17 protein-coding genes, 1 tRNA gene and 1 other RNA gene are annotated in these 22,823 nt (G+C 60.9%); 5 read left to right on the top strand and 14 right to left on the bottom strand.

Features of this window, described 5'->3' with window-relative positions:
• Positions 1-4: 4 nt before the first annotated feature.
• From AAAX59_RS05310 to AAAX59_RS05290, 5 genes are all read right to left on the bottom strand, one after another.
• Complete coding sequence (locus AAAX59_RS05310; protein ID WP_349071010.1) at positions 5-718, bottom strand: response regulator transcription factor; 714 nt, start codon at positions 716-718, stop codon at positions 5-7.
• Between the two features lie 4 nt (positions 719-722).
• Positions 723-2,348: an ATP-binding protein gene (locus AAAX59_RS05305; RefSeq protein WP_349071009.1), complete on the bottom strand. Its 1,626-nt coding sequence runs from the start codon at positions 2,346-2,348 to the stop codon at positions 723-725.
• Between the two features lie 113 nt (positions 2,349-2,461).
• Positions 2,462-2,656: a hypothetical protein gene (locus AAAX59_RS05300; RefSeq protein WP_006235656.1), complete on the bottom strand. Its 195-nt coding sequence runs from the start codon at positions 2,654-2,656 to the stop codon at positions 2,462-2,464.
• 69 nt (positions 2,657-2,725) lie between these two features.
• The gene (locus tag AAAX59_RS05295) at positions 2,726-4,753 is read right to left on the bottom strand and encodes a KUP/HAK/KT family potassium transporter (protein WP_349071008.1); all 2,028 of its coding nucleotides are present in this window, start codon (positions 4,751-4,753) and stop codon (positions 2,726-2,728) included.
• Positions 4,754-4,911: 158 nt separating this feature from the next.
• Positions 4,912-5,760, bottom strand: a complete 849-nt coding sequence (locus tag AAAX59_RS05290) for a nitroreductase family protein (protein ID WP_349071007.1) — start codon at positions 5,758-5,760, stop codon at positions 4,912-4,914.
• A 213-nt stretch (positions 5,761-5,973) separates the two neighbouring features.
• Between AAAX59_RS05290 and AAAX59_RS05285 the strand changes: the two genes are divergently transcribed.
• Positions 5,974-8,274 (top strand): LTA synthase family protein, encoded by a 2,301-nt coding sequence (locus AAAX59_RS05285; protein ID WP_349071006.1) that lies wholly within the window; start codon positions 5,974-5,976, stop codon positions 8,272-8,274.
• 623 nt (positions 8,275-8,897) lie between these two features.
• On the opposite strand, the gene bilS is transcribed toward AAAX59_RS05285, so the two are convergent.
• The 3 genes from bilS to AAAX59_RS05270 form a co-directional block, all read right to left on the bottom strand.
• The gene (gene bilS / locus AAAX59_RS05280) at positions 8,898-9,449 is read right to left on the bottom strand and encodes a flavodoxin family protein BilS (RefSeq protein WP_349071005.1); all 552 of its coding nucleotides are present in this window, start codon (positions 9,447-9,449) and stop codon (positions 8,898-8,900) included.
• Between the two features lie 111 nt (positions 9,450-9,560).
• Entirely contained in the window at positions 9,561-11,420 is a 1,860-nt protein-coding gene (locus tag AAAX59_RS05275) for an ABC transporter ATP-binding protein (RefSeq protein ID WP_349071004.1), read from the bottom strand.
• Positions 11,421-13,274 carry an ABC transporter ATP-binding protein gene (locus AAAX59_RS05270; protein WP_349071003.1) on the bottom strand — a complete coding sequence of 618 codons (1,854 nt, stop codon included), beginning with the start codon at positions 13,272-13,274 and terminating at the stop codon, positions 11,421-11,423.
• A gap of 215 nt (positions 13,275-13,489) precedes the next feature.
• On the opposite strand from AAAX59_RS05270, the gene AAAX59_RS05265 reads away from it, so the two are divergent.
• Positions 13,490-14,503 (top strand): LPXTG cell wall anchor domain-containing protein, encoded by a 1,014-nt coding sequence (locus tag AAAX59_RS05265; protein ID WP_349071002.1) that lies wholly within the window; start codon positions 13,490-13,492, stop codon positions 14,501-14,503.
• A 347-nt stretch (positions 14,504-14,850) separates the two neighbouring features.
• Here the strand turns inward: AAAX59_RS05265 and ffs are convergent.
• Positions 14,851-14,946: signal recognition particle sRNA small type (gene ffs, locus AAAX59_RS05260), an RNA gene on the bottom strand.
• Positions 14,947-15,400: 454 nt separating this feature from the next.
• The gene (gene tadA / locus AAAX59_RS05255) at positions 15,401-17,182 is read right to left on the bottom strand and encodes a tRNA adenosine(34) deaminase TadA (RefSeq protein WP_349071000.1); all 1,782 of its coding nucleotides are present in this window, start codon (positions 17,180-17,182) and stop codon (positions 15,401-15,403) included.
• A 51-nt stretch (positions 17,183-17,233) separates the two neighbouring features.
• On the opposite strand from tadA, the gene AAAX59_RS05250 reads away from it, so the two are divergent.
• A tRNA-Ser gene (locus tag AAAX59_RS05250) sits at positions 17,234-17,323 on the top strand.
• Between the two features lie 3 nt (positions 17,324-17,326).
• Here the strand turns inward: AAAX59_RS05250 and AAAX59_RS05245 are convergent.
• Entirely contained in the window at positions 17,327-17,917 is a 591-nt protein-coding gene (locus tag AAAX59_RS05245) for a TetR/AcrR family transcriptional regulator (protein WP_349070998.1), read from the bottom strand.
• A 205-nt stretch (positions 17,918-18,122) separates the two neighbouring features.
• On the opposite strand from AAAX59_RS05245, the gene AAAX59_RS05240 reads away from it, so the two are divergent.
• On the top strand, positions 18,123-18,674 hold the full coding sequence (locus AAAX59_RS05240; protein ID WP_082421874.1) for a LemA family protein: 552 nt from the start codon (positions 18,123-18,125) through the stop codon (positions 18,672-18,674).
• A 480-nt stretch (positions 18,675-19,154) separates the two neighbouring features.
• Here the strand turns inward: AAAX59_RS05240 and AAAX59_RS05235 are convergent, their stop codons facing one another.
• From AAAX59_RS05235 to AAAX59_RS05225, 3 genes are all read right to left on the bottom strand, one after another.
• Positions 19,155-20,207 carry a branched-chain amino acid aminotransferase gene (locus tag AAAX59_RS05235; RefSeq protein WP_349070996.1) on the bottom strand — a complete coding sequence of 351 codons (1,053 nt, stop codon included), beginning with the start codon at positions 20,205-20,207 and terminating at the stop codon, positions 19,155-19,157.
• A gap of 364 nt (positions 20,208-20,571) precedes the next feature.
• Positions 20,572-21,030 carry an IS200/IS605 family transposase gene (tnpA, locus tag AAAX59_RS05230; protein WP_349070994.1) on the bottom strand — a complete coding sequence of 153 codons (459 nt, stop codon included), beginning with the start codon at positions 21,028-21,030 and terminating at the stop codon, positions 20,572-20,574.
• A 224-nt stretch (positions 21,031-21,254) separates the two neighbouring features.
• Positions 21,255-21,893, bottom strand: coding sequence for a VTT domain-containing protein (locus AAAX59_RS05225; RefSeq protein ID WP_349070993.1), 639 nt, complete (start codon positions 21,891-21,893; stop codon positions 21,255-21,257).
• 223 nt (positions 21,894-22,116) lie between these two features.
• Between AAAX59_RS05225 and cysE the strand changes: the two genes are divergently transcribed.
• Positions 22,117-22,821, top strand: coding sequence for a serine O-acetyltransferase (cysE, locus tag AAAX59_RS05220; protein WP_035138740.1), 705 nt, complete (start codon positions 22,117-22,119; stop codon positions 22,819-22,821).
• The last annotated feature ends 2 nt before the right edge of the window (positions 22,822-22,823 follow it).

Here is a 22,823-nt window from a genome sequence, read left to right as displayed (position 1 = left end):
CGATCTAACCTTGGGTGACCAATCGGTAGCCAATGCCCACGTGCGTTTGGATATAGCGCGGGTGCGCGGGGTCGGACTCGATCTTCTTGCGCAACGTGCCCATAAAGACGCGCAGGCTCGCCAGGTCGCTCTTAGTTGCCGTGCCCCAAATCTCGTGCAGGATAAACTGATGCGTCAGCACCTTGTCGGCGTTATGCGCCAGCAGGCACAGGAGCTTGTACTCGATCGGCGTCAGATGCAGCTCCTCGCCATCCATCGTGGCGATACCGGCATCAAAATCGATATGCAGCTCACCGGCATCGAACGAGCCCTCGGACGCACCCATGCCAATCTGCGCATACGAAAGGCGTCTGAGCGTTGTGCGAATGCGCGCGAGCAACTCCTCGACCGAAAACGGCTTGGTCAGGTAGTCGTCGGCGCCGGCATCGAGCGCGCGAATCTTGTCCGCATCCTCACTGCGCGCCGAGACCACGATGATCGGCATGCCCGACCATGCGCGCACCGACTCCACCACCTTGACGCCGTCCATATCGGGCAGGCCCAGATCGAGCAGCACAATGCTCGGTGCCTGCGATGAGGCGGCGGCGATGGCGGCATGGGCGGTCTCCACGGCCATATGGCGCAAGCCGTGCGCCTCGAGTGCGGCAACGATTAAGTTGCGAACGGCGGGGTCGTCCTCAACGACCAAGATGAGCGGTTTTACGGCAGAGTTCGGCACAGCGCTACTCCTTATCAAACGAAACGTCAGCGACGGGAAGCTCAATCGTAAAGACCGAGCCGTGCGGATCCGCCGCGGCAACCTCTATGCTACCGCCATGCGCTAACGCAATGGAGCGGCAGAGCGAAAGACCCAGACCCACGCTGCGATGGCTGTCGGCCAAACCGTGGTTGGCGGTGTAGAACGACTCAAAGATCCGCTCGCGGTCCTCGGGCGCAATGCCCGGGCCGTCATCGGCCACCGAGCACGCTACGCGTCCATCGTCGACGCCAATCGAAATCACGATATGCGAGCCTGCGGGCGTATAGGTGACGGCGTTGTTCACCAGATTGACCACCAGCTGCACCATCAGGCGCGCGTCGACATTGACGAGCGCCGGCTCGTCGCACGGCACCACCTTAAGGTCGTGCTCGCGCACGGCAGGGTTCACGTGGCGCAGTGCCTCCTCGACGATATCGTCCATGAGCTCGAGCGTGGTCGACAGGCGCATGCCGCCACCCTCGAGCTTGGTGATAGCGAGCAGATTCTCGACAGTGGCGTTGAGCCATTGCGCATCCGAGCGAATAGACAGGAGCAGGCCGCGGCGCGTCTGGGCGTCGAGCACGGCGGTGCCGGTCGAGCCCTGGTCGAGCAGCACGTCGGCATTACCCGAAATACTGGTGAGCGGCGTGCGCAGGTCGTGCGAGATGGAGCGCAGCAGGTTGGCGCGCAGCTGCTCGTTTTTGGCGAGCACCGCCGCCTCCTCACGGGCCTCCATGGCACGAGCGCGATCGAGTGCCAGCTCGCCTTCGCTCACGATGGCATCGGCAAGTGTCCGTTCCTCGTGTGTTAGCACATCGGGCTCGGCAACGATAGCCAGCACGCCCACCACCGAGGCGGGGTCGCCCGAGCGCACGAAGCCGTCGCCCGTGCGAACCGTCAGGTAGATGCCATAAAACGCCGAACCGCCAAACGTGGCGTCGAGCGGCGTTCCCACGTAGGCGGACGCCGAGAGCCTCGGCGGCATCTGCGGCGCCAGCTCGTGCACCGGGGCGGCATCGCCCACGGCCGTGTACGTCGCACGCGGCAGCAGGTCATCGCCCTCGGCGTCGGCGCTGTACCACACAACCGGACAGCCCGAAAGACGCGCCAGCTGCGTGGCCATGGCGTGAACGATCTGATGCTGATCGGCGCACCGCTGCAGCATGCGGTTGGTCTCGAGCACCATATGCGTGCGGCGGTCGCTGGCGGCAGCCTGTGCCAAGGCGCGGCGCAGGGCCAACGCAATCGAGCTCGACACAAGCGAAACCACGAACATGATGAAGAACATGCCGGGATAGCCGCGGTCGATAAGCGACAGCGAGTAGCGCGGGTCGACAAACAAAAAGTTGTAGAGCGCCACGGCGGCAGCCGAGCTCAGCAAGCAATACAGGCGACTCCAGGTAAAGAATGCGCACAGCTGAACGGCGAACACATAGACGATCATGATGCTCGGCGCGAGACCCGGATGGTCGAGCAGCGCGCCCACAATCGTCGCCGCGACCAGCAGCCCCACCGATACGCAGGCGTCATACAGAGGAGTGCGGCGCGTCAGCGTTGTGCGCCGCCACCAAAAGCTATCGGCAATATCGCCGTCCGTACGGACGTCCATCAGCGTCCCGCCCCTCTCTCAAAAACAAAAACCACCACAAAGGGGACAGGCACCCTTGTGGTGGTTTCCCCTTGTGGTGGTTCCAAGTGTAAAGCCTTTGCAACCTGCGGTCGTTAGACAAACAGCACGTGCGCGAGCAGTGCGCACACGCACGCCGCGACAAGCACCGTCACCACGATCGAAATCACGCGGTCGGCCATATCCATGTTGGCCCGATTCGTAAAGAACCGATCTTCGGCAGCATCGGCGCGTACCTCACGCACCAGCTCGGTCGCAAGATCGCAACCGTCAAGCACCTTTGCATCCATGGTTTCCTCCCAGGACTCAATCCCCGTCAATACAAACCCGCCCGTTCGCAGACAAACCTCGAGCGTCGACTACGGCCGCTCGTTGGGAGCCAGGCGCTGCATCTTATTCACGGCCTTGAACTTGGTGAACAGCGGCACGTACTCAAAGCTCACGTTGGAGTTCTCCAGGCCGTACCAACGCGCGGGCGTGCCGGCGGCGCGGCGGATGATGTACTTGAGCGTGATGGCCGTACGCTCGCTGGGCTCCACATCGCTTTCGGGCGCCAGAAGCTTACGGATCAGGACGAACTTGAACGTGCCGATGTTACCCGGATCCTTGTAGACCGAGTAGTCATGCGTCTGCGGCGGCAGCTCGCCGGTGGCAGCCAGGTCCTGAACAACCTGACGCAGGTAGGCATTGACACGCTGGTTGATCTTGTAGCCCAGGTACAGATGCACGCGGAACACGTAGTCGGTGCCGAACGTCTCGACCGAATAGGCAAAGGTATGCGGTTCGTCCATGGTCTCGACGTTCACAAACCACCAGGCGTGGGCACGCTTGGGATGCTTGTCCAAGATCGAGTAGACAATATCGCGGTCGATGTAGTCGGTATGGGTGTCCTTGGTCAGGTACACGACGTTGTCGCTCATGCGCTCGTAACGGTCGTCGTCGCGCAGGTGCTTGAGCTGCGGCAGGTAGCTGCGCAGCGGCAGCAGCGTAAACTGGCGCTGCTCGACCGCCGTGCCGTTGTACCAGCACACCATAATGCCCATGATGAGTGCAGCCATGAGGATGGTGAAGTAGCCGCCGTGGAAGAACTTGGTGAGCGAGCTCACGAAGAAGAAGCCTTCGAGCAAAAGGAAGAAGGCCGCGAAGATCCACGGAGCAACCTTGAGCTTGCGCTCCTCGTGCAGGTAGAAGAAGAGCAGCAGCGTGGTGCACATCATAGTCAGCGTAATGGCAAGGCCGTAGGCGGCTTCCATATGCGCCGAGTTCTGGAACAGCAGCACCACGATGACGCAGCCCACGAGCATGACGTTGTTGACCATGGGGATGTAGAGCTGGCCCTTGGTCTCGGCAGGGTAGAAGACCTGCATGTGCGGCATAAGGTCCAGACGGCTGGCCTCGGACACCAGCGAGAATGCGCCGGTGATGAGCGCCTGCGAGGCGATGATGGCCGCGATGGTGGAAAGGCCGACGGCAAACGGGCGCAGGCCCGGGGCGAGCATCTGGTAGAACGGGTTGAGGTCGGCAATGCCCATGAGCTCGGGGTTGGCAGCGTTGTTGATAAGCCAAGCACCCTGGCCCATATAGGAAAGCAGCAGGCAGCACTTAACGAACGGCCAGGTGGCGTAGATGTTGCCGCGGCCGACGTGGCCCATGTCGGAGTAGAGCGCCTCGGCACCGGTGGTGGCGAGGAAGCAGCTGCCCAGAATCATGATGCCCGCGTGGTTGTTGGGGCTTAGCAAAAAGGCGATGCCGCGCACCGGGTTGAGGCACAGCAGCACGGCGGGGTGCTGGAAGACAAAGAACAGACCCGTGCCGCCCAAGAACAGGAACCACAGCGTCATGATGGGACCAAAGGCGTGACCGATCTTGGCCGTACCGATGCGCTGTACCAAGAAGAGCGCGATGATGATGGCGAGCGTGATGGCCACGACGCGGCCCTGGTCATCGCCCAGCACGGCATGGACCGCCGGGATGGTGCGCAGGCCCTCGATGGCCGTGGTAACAGTAACGGCCGGCGTCAGGATGCCGTCGGCGAGCAGCGCGGCGCCACCCAGCATGGCGGGGATGATAAGCCACTTGCCGCAGCGCTTGACCAGGCTGTACAGGGCAAAGATGCCGCCCTCGCCATGGTTATCGGCGCGCAGCGAGATGAGCACATACTTGATGGTGGTCAGCAGCGTGACCGTCCACACGACAAGGGAGAGCGCGCCAAGCACGAACTCCTCCGTCACACTTCCGATGCCGCCGTTGCCGGCAACGAGCGCCTTGGTTACATACATAGGGCTGGTGCCGATATCGCCGTACACCACGCCCAGCGTGACGAGCATCGCCGAGATGCTCACAGGAATCGCAGCGTGCGAGGCTGCCTCCTTGGCCTTTTGTTCCATAAGCCGGTTTCCTCCCAACTTTAATGTTCGAAGGGATTATAGGCAATCGGCCCATGTTTTAATGCACTGTTTTCCCAGCTAGATAAACATTTATACGGCCTTTAGGCCACCGCGGCGATATGGAATGTGACAAAGGGGCTGTCCCTTTGTCACATCCGTCATTTTCCGAGCCAGTTTTTGAACCACCACTCCATGGAGCGGCTCATCTCGGCCATAAAGGGACTCGTGTGCTTGCGGGTATAGATGTCCACGACGCGCTCCCCCGCCTCGCGGGCATGCGGACGGAACATCGCGTCCATCTCGGCCACCTGCGCGTCCATGGTCGCGGCATCCGCACGGCAGTAGCGCTCCTCGTGCACCAGGTTCACCACGGGATGCGCGATTGCCGGACGCTCCTTACGGGGCGTGCCGATGATGAGCATCGATAGCGGCATGGTATAGGGCGGCAGATCGAGCAGCTCGGCGACTTCCTCGGCATTCTCGACGATATCGCCGATGTAGCAGCTCCCCAGCCCCAGGGCCTCGGCGGCAACCACGGCGTTTTGCGCGGCGATCACGGCATCCTGCGCCGCGATGGCAAAGTCGCCCAAACCCGGCGCGCGGCGGGGCGCCTTGCCCGTGCGCTCGACAAACTCGGGCTCAAAGCAGCCCACGTGCTCAAACAGATCGATCCACTTGGCATAATCGACCACAAATATGAGTGCCCAGGGCGCCTTGGCAATCATGGGCTGGTGGTCGCACAGGTCGGCCAGGCGGTCGAGCGTAGCCTGCTCGCGGATGCTCACGATGGAATACATCATCATGGCGCCCGCCGACGGCGCACGGCTCGCCGCATGCAGAATCGCCGCCCGCTGCTCGTCGGTCACCGCCACGGGACGGTCGTCGTCATCACGTGCAAAGGCACGCGTGGAGGAACGGTGCTCCAACGTGTCCAGCACCGCATTGCCCGTCGTCTCGACCGGATAGCCGCACGTATCCACAGCCTTGGTGCAAACTTGCTCGTTCATCGCCTCATCCTCGCTAATTCTTTAAGAAGCCTTTACGTTTCCGTGTAATTCCCGTCCATTATCGCGCAGGTCGCCACTACATTGCGCCACACCGCCACACGTGCGCGTTAATATGGCTGGTTGTTGTGCGCAGACACCAATTGCAGCGCATATCTTGGTAACAATCGGGTAAACCCCCGCTTTCGTAGGTTTTAGTTTGTGAGGAGTCTCAGCATGTTCGCTGCCGCCATCTCGCTCGTCGGTCTTGCGGCGACCGTCTACCTTGTCTTGCGCGAGGCCAAGGCCATTCGCGCTCAGTCGGGCACCGTTGCCAAAAGCGCTCTTGGGTGGAGCGTCGCCTTCGGCCTGTTCCAGCTCTTTTTGACCATTTGGGGCGCCATTGGCCTCGTCGCGCAAAACGAGCCACTCGCCTTTGTGATGCTCATCCTGACCAACGCCATTCTCACCGGCTGCGCCTGGGCCAGCATCGCCCGCGACCGCATCGCCCCGCGCGTCTTTGCGTTCGCTGCTACCGACGCCCCCGCCCCCACCGGCAAGCTCGCCCGCCTGCGCGGCGCCTTTGTGGGCAAACCGCTCGTCGCCGCCGTCCTGTGTCTGCTGCTCGCCGGCGTCTTTGCGCTGCTGGGCATGGAGGTCTCGTCCAACCACGACTTTACCTGGGTCTACCCCCTGTGCATCCTGCTCGAGTGGGCCATCATCACCACGCTCATGGTCGGCCTGTTCTTCCTGTTCCAGCGCCACGGCTCAGCTCCCGCGGTCCTGGCCTTTGCCCTCTTTGTCCTGGGCATTGCCGAGTTCTTCGTCATCACGTTTAAATCCATGCCCATCCAGCCGGGCGACCTTTCGGCCATCTCCACCGCCGCCGCGGTCGCCGGCACCGGCTACACCTTCTCGATCTCACTGTTCTGCGTGCTGTCCATGGGCTTTACCGCCATCGCCATGCTGCTATGCGAGTACGCCGGCCTGGTGGCACCGCACCGTCAGAAGGGCGCCGCCAACGCCAAGCGTATGCTGCTCACCAACCTGCTCGTGGCGGTGCTGTGCCTGGGCGGCGTGACCGCACACGTCACGCTCATCGACTACTACAACACCCTCGGTATCACCGTCTACACCTGGCGCCCGCTCGAGAGCTACTGGCGCGAGGGCTACCTGCCCGCTTTCATTAGCGCAGCGCAGTCCATCAAGCCGCCCAAACCCGCCGACTACTCCGTCGACGATGCCAAGGCCACGCTCAAAAAGTACGCCAAGGCCTACGACAAGTCCGACGCGGCCAAGAGCGACGAGCGCGCCGCCGCAAAGGAGCAGTTCGATAGCGAGAAACCCACGGTCATCGCCATCATGAACGAGACCTTCTCGGATCTTTCGATCTACCAGAACATGCGCGCCGGCTACGAAGGCCCGCAGTACTTTAAGAACCTGTCCAACTGCCTCAGCCGCGGCAAGCTCTACGTGAGCGCCTACGGCGGCGGCACCGCCAATACCGAGTTTGAGTTTATGACCGGCAACTCCATGGCCAACCTGGGCTCGGGCGTGTACCCCTACACCATCTACAACATGGAAACGACTGGGAACCTGGCAGAGCAGTTCAAGTCGCTCGGATATTCCACCACGGCCATGCACCCCAACCACGCAACCAACTGGAACCGCGAGAACGTCTACAAGGACTTTGGCTTTGACCAGTTCCTGTCCATCAACGATTTCCAGGGAGCCGACACCCTGCGTGGCATGGTGACCGATCAGGCGACCTACGACAAGATTCTTGAGCTGCTCGACCAGAACGCCGATCCGCAGTTTATCTTCGACGTGACCATGCAGAACCACTCGGGCTACGATACGGGCCTGCTGCCGGTCGACAAGCAGATGCACCTGAACATCGACACGACCGACCTGGACGCCAAGACCGTTGAGGACGGCACGCTCTCCGATGTCGACGAGTACGTCTCGTGCATTGAGCAGTCCGACCAGGCGCTGCGTTACTTCCTCAACGCCTTGAGCAAGCTCGACCGCAAGGTGGTCGTGGTGTTCTGGGGCGATCACCAGCCGTTCTTCCCGTCCAAGTTCAACGACAGGTGGTTTACCGGCGAGGACGATGCCACGCATCAGGAGCGCCTGTGGCAGACCGACTACATCATCTGGGCTAACTACGACGTTGCCGGCTGCGACCAGACGAGCGAGGTCGACGACCTGTCCACCAACTACCTGTCCACGCAGCTGATGCAGCTGATCGGCGCACCGCTGACCGACTATCAGAAGGCGCACATGACGCTGCGCGAGTCGCTGCCCGCCATCAACTCGGTGGGCTACGAGGACGCCAGCCTGCGCTGGGCGCTCTCCTCCAACGTCACCGGCGACGACGCCGCCGCAGCAGCCGCCACCAAGGCGCGCGAGGATTACGCCAAGATGCAGTACTACGAGATGTTCCGCGACGGCAAGAACGTGTACACCGAGCACTTCCAGACCGAGGCCAACGAGACCGACCCCAACCTGGCGCCGGGCACGACCAAGATCAAGTAGCGGGTCACTCATAACTGGTTCGTCTGCCCGGCGGCGCGGAACGTAAGGTTCCCTGCTCGGACAGTCCTGCTCGCACGGAGAGCACATTAAGTGCTCTCCGGCTCGTGCGGAACTCGCGATGAACCTTACATTCCGCGTCGCCGGGCAGACGCCTCGGTGTTGAAGCGCGGCTTGTCATGGGGACACCTGCTGAACATATATAAGTTGAAGGCCACACCATGTGGCCTTTTTGCATCCGGAAACCGTGTCCCAGAATTCACGTCCGGAGTGGGATGCAGCTTCCGCTTACGGCCCCGTTGGGAAACTCCATCCCACTCCGATCGCAAATTCCGGGTCGCAGTTTCCGCCAGAGCCCTCAACCGGAAACTGCATCCCACTCCAAAGGCGAATTCCGGGACACACTTTCCGAAACCCCATCCATCCGGAAAGCCCGTCCCATTCTGAATACATCCAGCGAACATATGCGAGCGTGTTGTCCAGAACGGCCTCGTCATCGGGGTGATGGAAAAAGTCGCCCCAAACGCTTGCAGCGGTTGTGCCCACAAGTGTCAAGAAAAAAGCCTCGAGAACTTCGAGGCTTTCACATTTGTATTGTTTTGCACGAAGGATCGCGGACGGCGAAGCTACTCTCCCAGTACGGCCTTCTTGGCGGCTGCGGCCATGTTATCCAGATCTTCCTTGGTGGGATGGTCCTTCGCAGCAATCCAGTTGTCGAGCAGCATCTTATAGCGCGCGTTGTCGGGATCTTGCTCGAGCATGGCCTCGTAGCGCTGCTTGACCGCGGGGCCCATCTTGCCCTGGCACATCGCCCAACCCGCAAGCTCGGCATCCTCAGCCAAATTGGAGGTCACACGATCGATAATCTGCTGATAATAGCTCTGGTCGGCCCCAAAACCGCAGGTGCCAAACAGAAAGACGCGCTTGCCGTGCAAGGCGGAGAGCAACGCCGCGACCGAAGGCGTGCACGCGCCCTTGTCGCACCAAAAACCGACGAGCACTGTGTCGGCCGCGCAGGCGCCCTGTGCCTCGAGCGCAACCTGATCTGCATCCGCATCGTCGCTCAACGCCGCGGCATGGACAAACTCAACGCCCGCAGCCTGCAGAGCGCGCTTGATCGCGCCCGAAACCATCCTGGTATTACCGCTCTTGCTGTTAACCACCAGAGAGCACGTCATAGTCACGTTGCCTCGTTTCCCCCAAAACTAAAGCCACTAATGCAATTTATTAGATGAATATCTTAGTACTAACAACGCAGATGTAAACCATCTGCCGCTAATCGGTAGCCCCTACTGGGCAAACTGGCTGCGGTAGAGCTCGGCATAGAAGCCGTCTGCCGCCAGCAGCTCGTCGTGCGTGCCGCGCTCGATAATCTGGCCGTCGCGCATCACCAGAATGCAGTCGGCGTTGCGGATGGTGCTCAGGCGGTGCGCCACGACAAAGCTTGTGCGACCGGCCATGAGCTCGTCGAATGCCGCCTGCACCTGCAGCTCGGTGCGGGTATCGATGCTCGAGGTCGCCTCGTCCAGCAGCAAGATAGCCGGGTCGGTGAGCATGACGCGCGCGATGCACAGCAGCTGTTTTTGACCCTGGCTAAACGTGCCGCCGTCCTCGCCGATGACCGTATCGTAGCCGCCTGGCAGCTGCACGATAAACTTGTGCGCATGCGCGCGCTTGGCAGCTTCGATAACCTGCTCGCGCGTGGCGTCAGGACAGCCGTAGGCGATGTTTTCCGCCACCGTGCCCTCGAACAGCCAAGTGTCCTGCAGCACCATGCCAAAGGCACGGCGCAGGCTTGCGCGCGTGTAGTCACGCGAAGACCGGCCATCGACCATGATGCGTCCGGCATCGATATCGTAAAACCGCAGCAGCAAGTTGATGAGCGTCGTCTTGCCGCAGCCCGTGGGGCCGACCAGGGCAAAGCGCATGCCGGGCTTAGCCTCGATGCAGATATCCTGCAGCAGTTTGCGGTCGGGCACGTAGCTAAAGTCCACGTGTTCAAAAGTCACCTCACCCTGCGGGGCGGTAAGCTCTACAGCGTCCGACGCGTCGGGCTCCTGCTCGCGCGCATCGAGCAGCGCAAACATGCGGCGCGCCGAGGCGTACGCGGTCTGGATCTGCGTAATGACGTTGGTGACCTCGTTGAACGGCTTGGTGTACTGGTTGGCATAGGACAGGAAGATCTGCACGCCGCCCACCGTAAGCGCCGCGGGCACGCCCGTGATCACGCCCACGCAGCCGATCACAGCGACCACGGCATAGATGATGTTATTGATAAAGCGCGTACCGGGATTGGAAAGCGAACCCATAAACTGCGCGCGCTCGCCCGCGGTGTAGAGCTCGGCATTGAGGGCATCGAAGCGCTGCTGAGCGTTGGGACCATAGGCAAAGGCGTCGACAAGCTTTTGCTCGCCTACGTACTCCTCGATATGACCGCCGAGCTGCCCTTGAATACGCTGCTGTGCCGTAAAGCTTTTGTTGGAAAGCTTGGCAATAGCACCAGCTGCAAAAATGGAAAGCGGCGTGACGAGTACCACCACGAGCGTCATGGTCAGGTTAATGGAGAGCATAAACGCGAGCGTGCCCACGATGGTGATAACACCGGTGAAGAGCTGCGTAAAGCCCTGCAGCAGACCGTCGCCCACCTGATCGACGTCGTTGACTACGCGGCTCATAAGGTCGCCGTGGGCATGGCTGTCGATAAAGCTGAGCGGCATACGGCTGAGCTTATCGCTCGCCTCCACGCGCATGTCGCGCACCGTTTCGTAGGACAGGCGGTTAACGCAATAGCCCTGTAGCCACTGGAAGGCCGCGGCCCCCACCACGACGAGCGCGAGTTTGGTAACAAGCGGCAGCAGCGCGTCGAAGTCCACCTGCCCGGCGGCGACGATAAGGTCGATGCCCTCGCCGATGAGAATGGGCGTATAGAGTTGCAAGATCACCGAGACGGCGGCACTCACAAACGACGCTACAAACGAAATGCGATGCGGGCGAACATAGCCCAGCAGGCGGCGGGTCACCGCACCCACGGGATAGCGCTCGGGATCGCCGGGCTGGCGCGGACCGTCGCCCAGGTCGTTGAGGTTATCGTTACCGGACACGTTGGCCGTCATCGTGGCGACCGAACCGGAGGAAGTGTACGGATTCATTTAGCAGCCCTCCTTTGCGCAGACGGATGCGGGGGCGGTCGGAGCGGACGCGGGCGTCGTGCTCCCCTGCTGACCCTCGAGCTCCTCGCGGCGAAGCTGCGACTGGCAAATCTCGCGGTAGAGCTGGCAGGTCGTGTAGAGCTCATCGTGCGCGCCCAGGCCCGCGACCGAACCGTGGTCAAGTACGCAGATCATATCGGCGTCGCGCACGGTCGAGACACGTTGGCTCACGATGACGGTCGTGAGCGGCAGCCCGCCCTCGACGGCACCGCGCACGCTGCGCTCGCGAATGGCATGGCGAAGCGCCGCGTCGGTCTTAAAGTCGAGCGCCGACGCGGAGTCGTCCATGATCAGAACCTGCGGCGAGCCCACCAGGGCACGCGCGATGGTCAGGCGCTGGCGTTGGCCACCGCTGAAGTTCTTACCGCCCGCCTCGACCGGGGCATCGAGCCCCTGCGGCTTGTTGCGCACGAACTCGCTCGCTTGCGCCATATCGAGCGCTGCCCAGAGCTCCTCGTCGGTCGCCGACTCGTCACGCCAGGTCAGGTTGCTGCGGATTGTGCCGCTCACCAGCGATGCGCGCTGCGGAACGGTCGCGACCACATGGCGCAGCTGATCGAGCGGCCAGGTGCGCACGTCGGCGCCCATCACGCTCACGCTGCCGGTGCTCGCATCGTACAGGCGCGGGATGAGCGAGACGAGCGTGGACTTGCCGCTGCCCGTGCCGCCGATAATGCCGAGCGTTTTGCCCAGCGGCAGCTCCAGGGTCACGTCATTGACGGCGTTGGCGGCGCCCGCGCCAAAGGAGAAGCTCGTATGGCTCAAGCTCAGCGCGGAGACCGGGGCGTCGACGTCCGTCGCGGGTGCCTGGGGCAGTGCGACCGGCTCGTTATCCTCGTCGGTGATGCTCGGCTCGCAGTTGAGCACCTCGTTGATACGCGACGCGCTGGCGCTCGCCTTGGTAAAGACCACGACCAGATTGGCGACGTACACGATGGAGGTGAGGGTCTGCGTCATGTAGTTGACGAACGCCATGACCTGGCCTTGCGTAAGCTCGCCCACGTTGACCTGTATGCCGCCCACCCACAGGATGGCGCACACGCCCAGGTTCATCACAAGAAACGTGACGGGGTTAAGGATCGACGAGAGCTTGCCCACCGCGATGGCGGTATTGGCTTGGTCATCGGCAGCTTGGGCAAAGCGCTCGCGCTCGTGGTCCTCGCGCACAAAGGCGCGGACCACGCGGGCGCCCGAAAGGCCCTCACGGCAAATGAGCGCAATGCGGTCGAGCTTTGCCTGCAGCTGCCTGTAGTACGGGATACAGCGCGCCATGACAAACCAAAACACCAGGCCGATAGCGGGCGTGCAGATCAAGAAGATCATGCCGAGCTTAAGGTCGATGGCAAGGGCCGCGCACATAGAGCCCACCGCCAAGAAGGGCCAGCGGATGAGCATGCGTACGCCCAGCGCCACAGCGAGCTGCACCTGGTTGACGTCGTTGGTGATGCGGGTGATAAGCGACGGCGTGCCAAAGCGGTCGAGTTCGGCATAGCTCAACTTGTTGATGTGCTGGTAGAGCGCACCGCGGATATCGGTGCCCATGCCCTGCGAGGTGAGCGCCGCCATCTTTTGGCAGACGAGCGTAAACGAGATGCCGATCACGGCCATGGCGGCAAGTAGCATGCCGTAGTGGATAACGGCGCTCACGTCGTGCGAGCCAATGCCCTTGTCGATCATCTGGGCAATCACCAGCGGCGTCAGTAGGTCAAAGATCACTTCGATCAGCTTACACGCAGGGCCGATCACCATATACCGGCGAAACTTACCACCAAAACGCCTAAGCAGCTCAATCATAAAAAGGCGCTCCCTATCATCATCCACATTCAATTCGAATCATGATAGTACGGTGAGCCCAAAAGAAGCGTAAACAACTCGTCATTTCTAATGGGATTCGGTTTCCAAAGAAGCGGAAAGGCACGCGCACACCCAGCCAGTGTCGGGTCGACCGCCTGATATACTTACATTAGTGCTACCAAGTTAGTCGCCGACCCTTGAAATGAGGTGCCGAGATGAACGACATTCTCGCAAGAAGAGCAAGACGAGCAACTGTGGGCATCGCCCTTTCCGCGGCACTTGTCGCGGGGATCGCCCCCGCAACGGCGATCGCGGCAGAAACCAGCTCCCCCACCGGTGCAGTTGCCTTGCAGACGGAAGATGCGGCCGCCGCAAAAGAAAGAGCGTATGCAGCCATGCAGGAAGCGCTCAAAAACCTCGAGGCCGCGAAAGACGCCGCAAGTCCCGAGAAACTTGCGGAAATCGATGATGACATTGCCGCATTTCAAGAACTCTACGACATGGTGGTGGCGGAAGCCGCCAAACGGAGGGAACCCCTTCCCGCCATGCAAGCGAACGTCGATGCAGCCCAAGCCAAATACGATGAGGCCCACAACCGGACAAGCGGCCTTCAGGCAGAATTAGATAAGGTACTCAAGGAGCTCGGCGACGAGGCGCCCAGCACAGCTATTAAGGAGCATATTAAGCAGTTGCGCAGTGAGATCATGTCGGCAGAAAGGCGAGAAGAATCTTGTGAAGATGATCTTCACCGCTACCAACGCCGGCTCGAAAGCCAGGAAAAACAGGTTCAGTATTTCGAAAGTGAGGCAGAGGAAGCTAAAGCCCAGATCGACGAGGACATTGCCAAGCGAAATGCGCTCCTCGGCGATTTGGAAAAGGCGCAAGCGGCCTATGACGACGCCTGCAAGGCATACGAAGAGGCAAAGGCCGCGGCAGATAAGACCACCTCGCCCGAGATAACGAAACCCGCCGAGACAGTGCCTCCCTCCGGCTCAACGCAACCCGCCGAGGCGACACCGCCCGTTGCCTCACCTGCAACCGGCAAAGACGCCCTACCAAGCTCCACCAAGCAGGCGAACTCGAGCAGCGGCAAGCAAGCAGATACGACCGCCGGCAAGCTCGCAAACACGGGCGACACAGCACCGAGCGCAATCGCACTCGCAGGAATCGCCACCGCAGGCCTCGGAATAACCGCCACAGCCACACGCCGCATCAAGAACTCAAAATAGCTGCCAGAACATACTACCTCCGCCAATCCACAAACCCAGAGACAAAAAGAGGCTCGTTTCCCCAACCTAGGGAAACGAGCCTCTTTACTTGAAAAAACAGATGGCAATGCCGCCGTCTCTTGAACCACGTAGCCGCCGCGCTCCAGACAACGCCAACGAGCAGCAAAAGACACGGGATTAAATTATTCAGATAAATGTGACCCTTCAGGTGGTTTTGGTCGGCTACCCGCGAGTGCCGGCAGGGCGCTTGGTAGTCGAGCGATCCCGCAGGCAAAGCCGAGGACCAGCGAGACACCAAGCGCCCTGCCGGCACTCGCGGGTAGCCGCGGCACCAAAAAGCGCCTGCGCACTCGATGGATTCGGATGCCCGACAGAGGCTCCTTATGGCTGCTTCCTTCCGGACCTGACCAGATTCGGAACATGTCGTCATCCGAACCCATCGAACGCGCTAGGCGCTCGGTATATCTTACCCGCTCCCGCCCGCCAGAGCAAGGTAGCTAATTTGGGACGGAGCTTTTTTGACTACTTTTGCAGCCCGATTGCCAGAGCAGCCAATGAGTAGTCAAAATAGTCCGATCCCAAAATGACCGGCTTGGTGCCGCACCACAGAAAGGGCCCATCTACTACGTTTAGGCCGCAAGGGTCAACCATAGCCGGCTTTTTCGAAAATCGGCAAGCTTTCTACCTGCGGTTTTGTTTTTGCAAATTCCGGGATGGTCGAAGGTGGCCGGTTTAACGTAGTAGATGGCCGCATTTCGTGGCAAACGGTCCGATCCAAGGCCCAAGGCAGCCAACCTCGAATGGCCATTCTCGAAGTTGCGGTGGAATACGGACTGAATTGGCACCTTAAAGGCAAAAACACTCCGTATTCCACCGCAACTTATAGGGAGATAGGCCTTAGAGGCGGGCGAGGTCGTAGGATTGGGCGGCTGCCTCGCCGGCACAGATGAGGTTGGTTGTGGCTTCCCGTGGTTCGAGCGCCTGGTCGAGGGACATGGGTTTGCGGCAGATCGGAAGCACCAAGTCGACGCCCTGCCCATACACCGCATCGAGGTTGTCAGCGCGACCGCCCACGACAGCGATTACCGGCTTGCCATATCGCTTGGCGCGGCGAGCCACACCCACCGGCGCCTTACCGGCGGCGGATTGCTCATCCATATTGCCCTCGCCCGTTATGACCAGGTCGACATCGCGCACGCGCTCGTCAAACCCCACGAGATCGAGCACCGTCTCCACACCCGAGCGTAGCTCCGCGCCGAGCGCCAGCAACGCCGCGCCCAAGCCACCGGCAGCGCCCGCGCCGGGTACACCGAGCACCGAGCCAAATGTCCGTGCGCCCTCGGGTGTGCGCAACAACCCCTGGGCTCGAGCTCTGGCAATCGCCGCATCGAGCAAGCGACCGTAGCCGACCATCCAGCCGTCGTATCTGCGCAGCACCTCGACATCATCCGCCGGCAGGCCCTTCTGCCCGCCGAACACCGCCAGTGCGCCTCGACGCCCCACGAGCGGATTCTCGACATCGGAAAGCACAACGATACGAGCATCATCCAAAGCCTGCAGCGCGGGCGCCAGATCAACGCTCGCCACCTGCTCAAGGCCGGCAAGACCGGGGACGACATCGCATCCCTGATCATCGACCACACGCGCGCCCAGCGCCTGCAGCATGCCGGCGCCACCGTCGTTGGTGGCGCTGCCGCCCAAACCAATATAGATAGTCTTTGCGCCCGTGCGAACCGCGCGAAGCATGAGCTCGCCCACGCCATAGGTCGAAGCCGCAAGCGCCGCCGATTCTGTACAGGGCGAGTACCCAATACCCGCCGCCTCGGCCATCTCAATTACAGCCGAGTCGCGCTCGTCGTCCACCAGCATCCGGGCAGACACGCGGTCGCCCAAGGGACCTGCCACCTCGCAGGTCACAATCTCACCGCCGCACGCGGCAACGGCATCGAGCGTCCCCTCGCCGCCATCCGCCAGCGGCAATGCGGCCACCTGGGCATCGGACCACACACGGCGCATGCCCTCGGCAACCGCCGCCTCCGCCTGCGCGCTCGAAACGCTGCCCTTAAAGGAGTCAATCGCCAACAGCACACGGCGGGGTCGGCGACACGCAGGACCAAAGTCAACCGCCATGCCAGCATCCTCACCGGCACCTGCAAGCGCCGCGGCGTGGGCGGCATGCGCCTCAAGGTTCGGACCGCAGCCGCAGCCGCTGCCACCCGCTCCGCGCAGACCGCCAAAATAGCTACTCAGCAGCTCGCGGCATTCATCCGCCAGGACCCCAGCCGTCACGTTAAACCGATGATTCAGGCGCGAATCGGCATTCAGGTCATACAGCGAACCCAGCGCGCCCGCCTTGGCATCACTCGCGCCATACACGCAGCGCCCCACGCGCGCGTTGACCATAAGGCCCGCGCACATGCAGCAGGGTTCCAACGTCACATAAACCGTACAGTCGAAAAGGCGCCAGCGGCCAAGCGCCTGGGCAGCGGCGCACACGGCCGCAAACTCGGCATGAGCCGAAGGGTCCTGGTCGAGTTCGCGCCGATTGTGCGCCCTCGCGACGATCTCACCGTCGCGCACCACTACGGCTCCGATGGGCACCTCGCCCACCGCCGTGGCGACTCGCGCCTCCGCCAGCGCCTCGCGCATGAACTTCTCGTCGATTTCGGTGATCGTCATCGTTCGCCTTCCCTGTTGCAAATTCAAAACGATGCTATCATTACGACTCACGGAGAGATGGCAGAGCGGTTGAATGCGGCGGTCTTGAAAACCGTTGAGCGCGAGAGCGTTCCGGGGGTTCGAATCCCCCTCTCTCCGCCACTTCTAGTGATGCACCGGCGTCATGGTTCGCTCGAACAGTGCATCGACCACGTCGGCCATCTCGGGTCGACGCTCAAGATCGTGGCCCGATTCCCACCATATCGTGAAAAGTCGAATAATACCGCCGGCGACGAACTCGGACGTCGTCTCGAGTGACACGGGGGCCAGGGCATCCTCGGCAAGCACGTTCATCACACGCTCGCGGATGGAGCGGGCAATGCGGTCGCAAATAACGTTGGTCAACATGCCCGACATGCTGCTTGCCAAAATGTTATCCATGAGCCGCTCGTGCGTCAGAATCAAATCCATAGCATCGTCCAAAATCGCGTGCCGAAGCGCGCGCACGTCCTCGGCAGACACTGCGCCGGCCTCATCGGGCTGTTTTTGCGGCAAGCCCGACATGAGCTCATCGATATAAAAGGCAAAGTAATCGTTCTTGTCGCGAAAGTGCTTGTAGAACGTCGTGCGGCGAATCATGGCGCGGTCGCAAAGCATGGCAACCGTCAGGTCCTCAAAACGATGCTCCTCGAGAAGCTCGGTGAAGGCATCGAAAAGGGCGCGGTAGGTTTTCTTAATGCGAAGGTCCACTGGCATCGCCATCCTCAGGGCAAAGACAACACTCGTCAATCTGTCGCATATCTTACACCTGTACCTCGCGCGCTTTGCCCCGGTGCCGACCCCGCCGAAAACACAACGCTTACCGGAAAGTTCGGCACGGTAAAACGTTGCGGGTATACTAGTAGCGTTATACCAACGGCAGCTGGCGCATGCCGCCGCGGCCATTCGAAACGGAGACATCATGATTACCGTCATCATCGGCATCGTTGTTGTCATTGTGATTGTCTGCGCCATCGCCGGCATCTACAACAACATGGTCACCAAGCGTAACCGCATCGATAACGCCTGGCAGAACATCGATACGCAGCTGCAGCGCCGTAACGACCTGATCCCCAACCTGGTCGAAACCGTCAAGGGCTACGCCAAGCACGAGCAGGAGACGCTCTCCGCCGTGATCAGCGCGCGTAACACCGCCGTCAAGGCCACCACGCCCGAGGCCAAGATGGAAGCCGACAACGTGCTGACCGGCGCACTGCGCCAGCTCTTCGCTGTGGCCGAGGCCTATCCCGATCTTAAGGCAAACACCAACTTTACGCAGCTGCAGGCATCGCTCGAGGACACCGAGAACAAGATTAGCTATGCACGCCAGAGCTACAACGACTGCGTGCTCAGCTACAACAACGCCATTCAGACGTTCCCGGCTGTCATCTTTGCTGGCATCTTCCAGTTTAAGGAGCGCCAGGGCTTCGAGGCCGCCGAAGCAGCCCGCCAGGCCCCGACCGTCAAGTTCTAGTAGTTTGACAGCGCATCCTTAATCGTCCAAATGTATAAACCGCCCCGTCAAATGCATACTTCGACGGGGCGGTTTCCTTTTTCGCAAAGGTCCCCCTCTAAGCGTCGTGCATTTTTAGGAGTATTCAACATAACCAAGAGCTTCGGGCGCCACGATAAGTGCCAAAGACCGCGAATATCCCTGCAAATCAAACGCTATAAGCCCATAACCCCGCCCATCATCCGTAGAAAACATCGAGAAATCCCGATTTTTTGCCCGAGGTCGGTATGCAGGGGCCTTCGATTGCAGAATACTCGCAAAAATGCACATCGCCGCCACCCCCACATGGCGCGAACCAAAACAAAAGCGCGGCCTTCCTTTCCGGCGCACTCCGCAGGACGCAAGAAGCCCTCGCCGCACGAAGTGCGCAGCGAGGGCTTCTTGCATGTCCGAGGACGCGCCGGGAGGGAACTTGCTCTCTGCCCGGATAGGTAAGACAAATTACGCGACGGTGTAAACCCAGTTGTGCTTGTCCTCGACAGCACCAGACTGGATACCAGTCAGGGTCTCGCGGAGCTTCTTCATCACAGGGCCAATCTCGGTGTAGCCAGCCGGGAAGGTCACAGTCTCGTCGGCGCCGTAAACCTTGTTGTCGATCTCGCCAACCGGGGAGATGACGGCAGCGGTGCCGCACAGGCCGCACTCCACAAAGGTGCCGGCCTTGACCTCGGCCCACTCGACGGGACGCTGGTCGACGGTCATGCCCAGGTCCTGAGCAACCTGAACGAGCGAACGACGGGTGATAGAGGGCAGGATGGAGTCGGTGTGCGACTGAGGAACGACGAGGGTGCCGTCCTCCTTCACGAACAGGACGTTGGCGCCACCGGTCTCCTCGACATAGGTGCGGGACTCGGAGTCGAGATACAGGTTCTCGGCATAGCCCTCGCGATGGGCCTCCATCGTGGGCTTGAGGGACATGGCGTAGTTCAGGCCGGCCTTGATGTTGCCGGTGCCGTGCGGTGCGGCGCGGTCGTACTCGGAAACGCGCAGTTTAACGGGCTTGAGGCCACCCTTAAAGTACGGACCGACCGGGGTCACGAGAATGCGGAACGTGTACTCAGGAGCGGGAGCCACGCCGATCACGTCACCGGAGCCGATCATAAACGGACGCACATACAGGGTTGCGCCAGAGGCGAAGGGCGGAACCCATGCAGCGTTGGCAGAGACGACCTGCTTGACGGCCTCGACAAACTTGTCCTTGGGGAACGGGGGCATCTCGAGGCGCTGGGCGGAGTTGTACATACGCTCGGCGTTCATATCGGGACGGAAGCAGACGATGCTGCCGTCCTCGGCGGTGTAGGCCTTCAGGCCCTCAAAGACCTCCTGGCAGTAGTGGAAGATGCCGCCACACTCGGAGACATGCAGGGTGTGGTCGGTGGTCAGGCCGCCCTCGTCCCACTCGCCGTCCTTCCAATGGGCCTCATAGCTGTAATCGGTCTTCATGTAGCCAAAGCCGAGGCTACCCCAATCGATATCCTTCTTCTCGACAGTCATATGTCGCTCCTTACATACACGGTTGCATACTCGCGAACCCGCACGCAAGGACCGAAGCCGGCCGCGTCGCAACGTCGCATACCCGGAAGCGTAGAGCCGGGCAGGACACGCGGGCAGCATCAAAGCCGATGGCACGTCGATTCGCATGCACGAGATTGTACTCCCCGTACGCGTCTGATAAAACGCTTTTCTTTAACTAAGTAAAGTATTTTCATTTGGCTGAAATCAGAACCACCCTTAAAAAGGGTGGTTTGCTCTTAGGGTATAACCCACGGGCCCCGGGCTCGCGTCTAAAGGCGCGGGCCCGGACTTCGTCCAGGCCTAGTGCATCTTGACCCGTGGCGCGCCGGTCGAACCGGCAGCATCACCCCCTCTTGAAGGGGTCCTCGTACTCCTTCACGCTCAGCTTGTCCAGCGCGATGTCGTGGGACTCCTGCTCCCTGATGTACTTGGCGATCGTCGCCTCGTTCAGGCCGACGGCGGACACGTAGTAGCCCTCCGCCCAGAACTTCCTGTTGCCGAACTTGTACTTGAGGTTGGCGTGCCTGTCGAATATCATCAGCGAGCTCTTCCCCTTCAGGTAGCCCATGACGCTCGCGACGCTGTACTTCGGCGGGATCGCCAGCAGCACGTGCACGTGGTCGGGCATCAGGTGCCCCTCGATTATCTCGATCCCCTTGTACTCGCACAGCTTCCTGAGGATCTCCCCTATGTCGCTCCTGATTTGGTTGTAGATCACTTTGCGCCTATACTTCGGCGTGAACACGATGTGGTACTTGCACATCCACTTCGTGTGGGAAAGGCTGTAGGCCTTCTGGGCCATGGCGACCACCCCTTCGACTCGAATTCTTGACGGCCTGAACAATCGTCAATATCGGTCGGAGGGGTGGCTTTGTAAAGCCGTTTGTCTCCACCCGCGTAGCGGGTGGTTTAAAGCTGGCCGCTGCGCGGCCAGCGGACTAAAGTCTTGAAACTAAAGAGGCCCGCCACCGTAAACGGCGACGGGCCTCAACTGCACGGTTTGCGCGCTGGCTCGAGCTACGCGTTCTATTTACCCAGCTTAGCCTTGACCAGACCGACCACGGTCGGGATGATCGACACGGCAACGATGCCGATAATCAGCAGCTCAAAGTGCTCCTGCACAAAGGGAATGCCGCCAAAGAAGTAGCCCAGCAGCGTAAAGAGCGTTGACCAGGTAATGCCACCCAGCACGTTAAAGATGACAAAGTTGCGCCAGTGCATGCCGCCCATGCCGGCGATAAAGGGCACAAAGGTGCGGATAAACGGGAAGAAGCGGCCGAGGAAAATGGCCAGGTGGCCCCACTTGTCCAAGAAGTCCTCGGACTTTTTAATGCGCTCGGGCGTCATGGCCTTGACCTTACCCGAAGCGATGATCTTGCGGCCAAAGAAGTGACCGATCATAAAGTTGCACTGATCGCCCAAGATGGCAGCAGCCCATGCGGCGGCCAGCAAAGCCACGATGTTAAAGCCACCGTTGTGGGCAAAGAAGCCCGAAGCAAACAGCAGCGAATCACCGGGAAGGAACGGGAAGAACACCACGCCCGTCTCGATAAAGATGATCAGGAACACGCAGCCGTAGGCCATAAGCGGGCCGGCGGCGATCCAGCTGGCAATCGCGGTGCGCGGGTCTTTGAGCAGCTCGGCGATAAAATTAATGAAACCCATGAAGTAAAACCTCTCAGTTGTGGGCGCGGATACGTCCAAGTTGACCAGTATACGGTTGCGGCGTCCCCTCGTGCGCAACCCCACAAAAGCATGACTCCATTACCAGCAAGTTTGCATAACTGACACCTGTCGCGCAATGCCGCCAAGATTGTCCTTCCTAATCCCTAGCGAATCGCTATACTTTATTGAATCGCATTGCCATGGCGCTAAGGGAGGGCGGCCGGTGAGCTTTATCAATACCATTCGCGAGGACATCAAGACCGTCCAAGCGCAGGACCCCGCCGCGCAAAACGGTCTGGTCATCTTCCTTTCCTATCCTGGCCTGCACGCCAAGTGGAACCACGTGCCCGAGCACTGGCTCTGGGAGCACGGTCATCGCTCGCTCGCCCGCGTGCTCTCGCAAATCACCCGTCACATCACCGGCGTCGAGATTCATCCCGCCGCACAGATCGGCAAGCATTTCTTTATCGACCACGCCATGGGCGTCGTCATCGGCGAGACCACCATTGTGGGTGACAACTGCGTGCTCTACCAGGGCGTCACGCTCGGCGGTACCGGCAACGAGACCGGCAAGCGCCACCCCACCCTAGGCAACAACGTCACCGTGGGCACGGGCGCCAAGGTGCTCGGCAACATCCGCATCGGCAACAACGTCAAAATCGGCGGCAACTCGGTCGTCGTTAAGGACGTGCCCGACAACTGCACCGTCGTGGGCGTGCCGGGACGCATCATCAAGCGCAACGGCTGCCGCGTGTTCGAGGAGAGTTTCGACGCCAAGCAGCATCGCGAGTACATGCCCGATGACGCCGCCGAGCAGAGTGCCCTCAACCGCCAGGGCATCACCGAGAATGCCCGCCGCGTCAAGGAACTCGAGCGAGAGGTGGCCGAGCTCAAAGCCCTCGTCGCCAAGCTCGTGGACGAGCGCTAGGA

The organism is Collinsella sp. CLA-ER-H2 (assembly GCF_040092405.1).
GTDB lineage: Bacteria > Actinomycetota > Coriobacteriia > Coriobacteriales > Coriobacteriaceae > Collinsella.
This window is presented reverse-complemented; position numbering and strand designations above follow the sequence as displayed.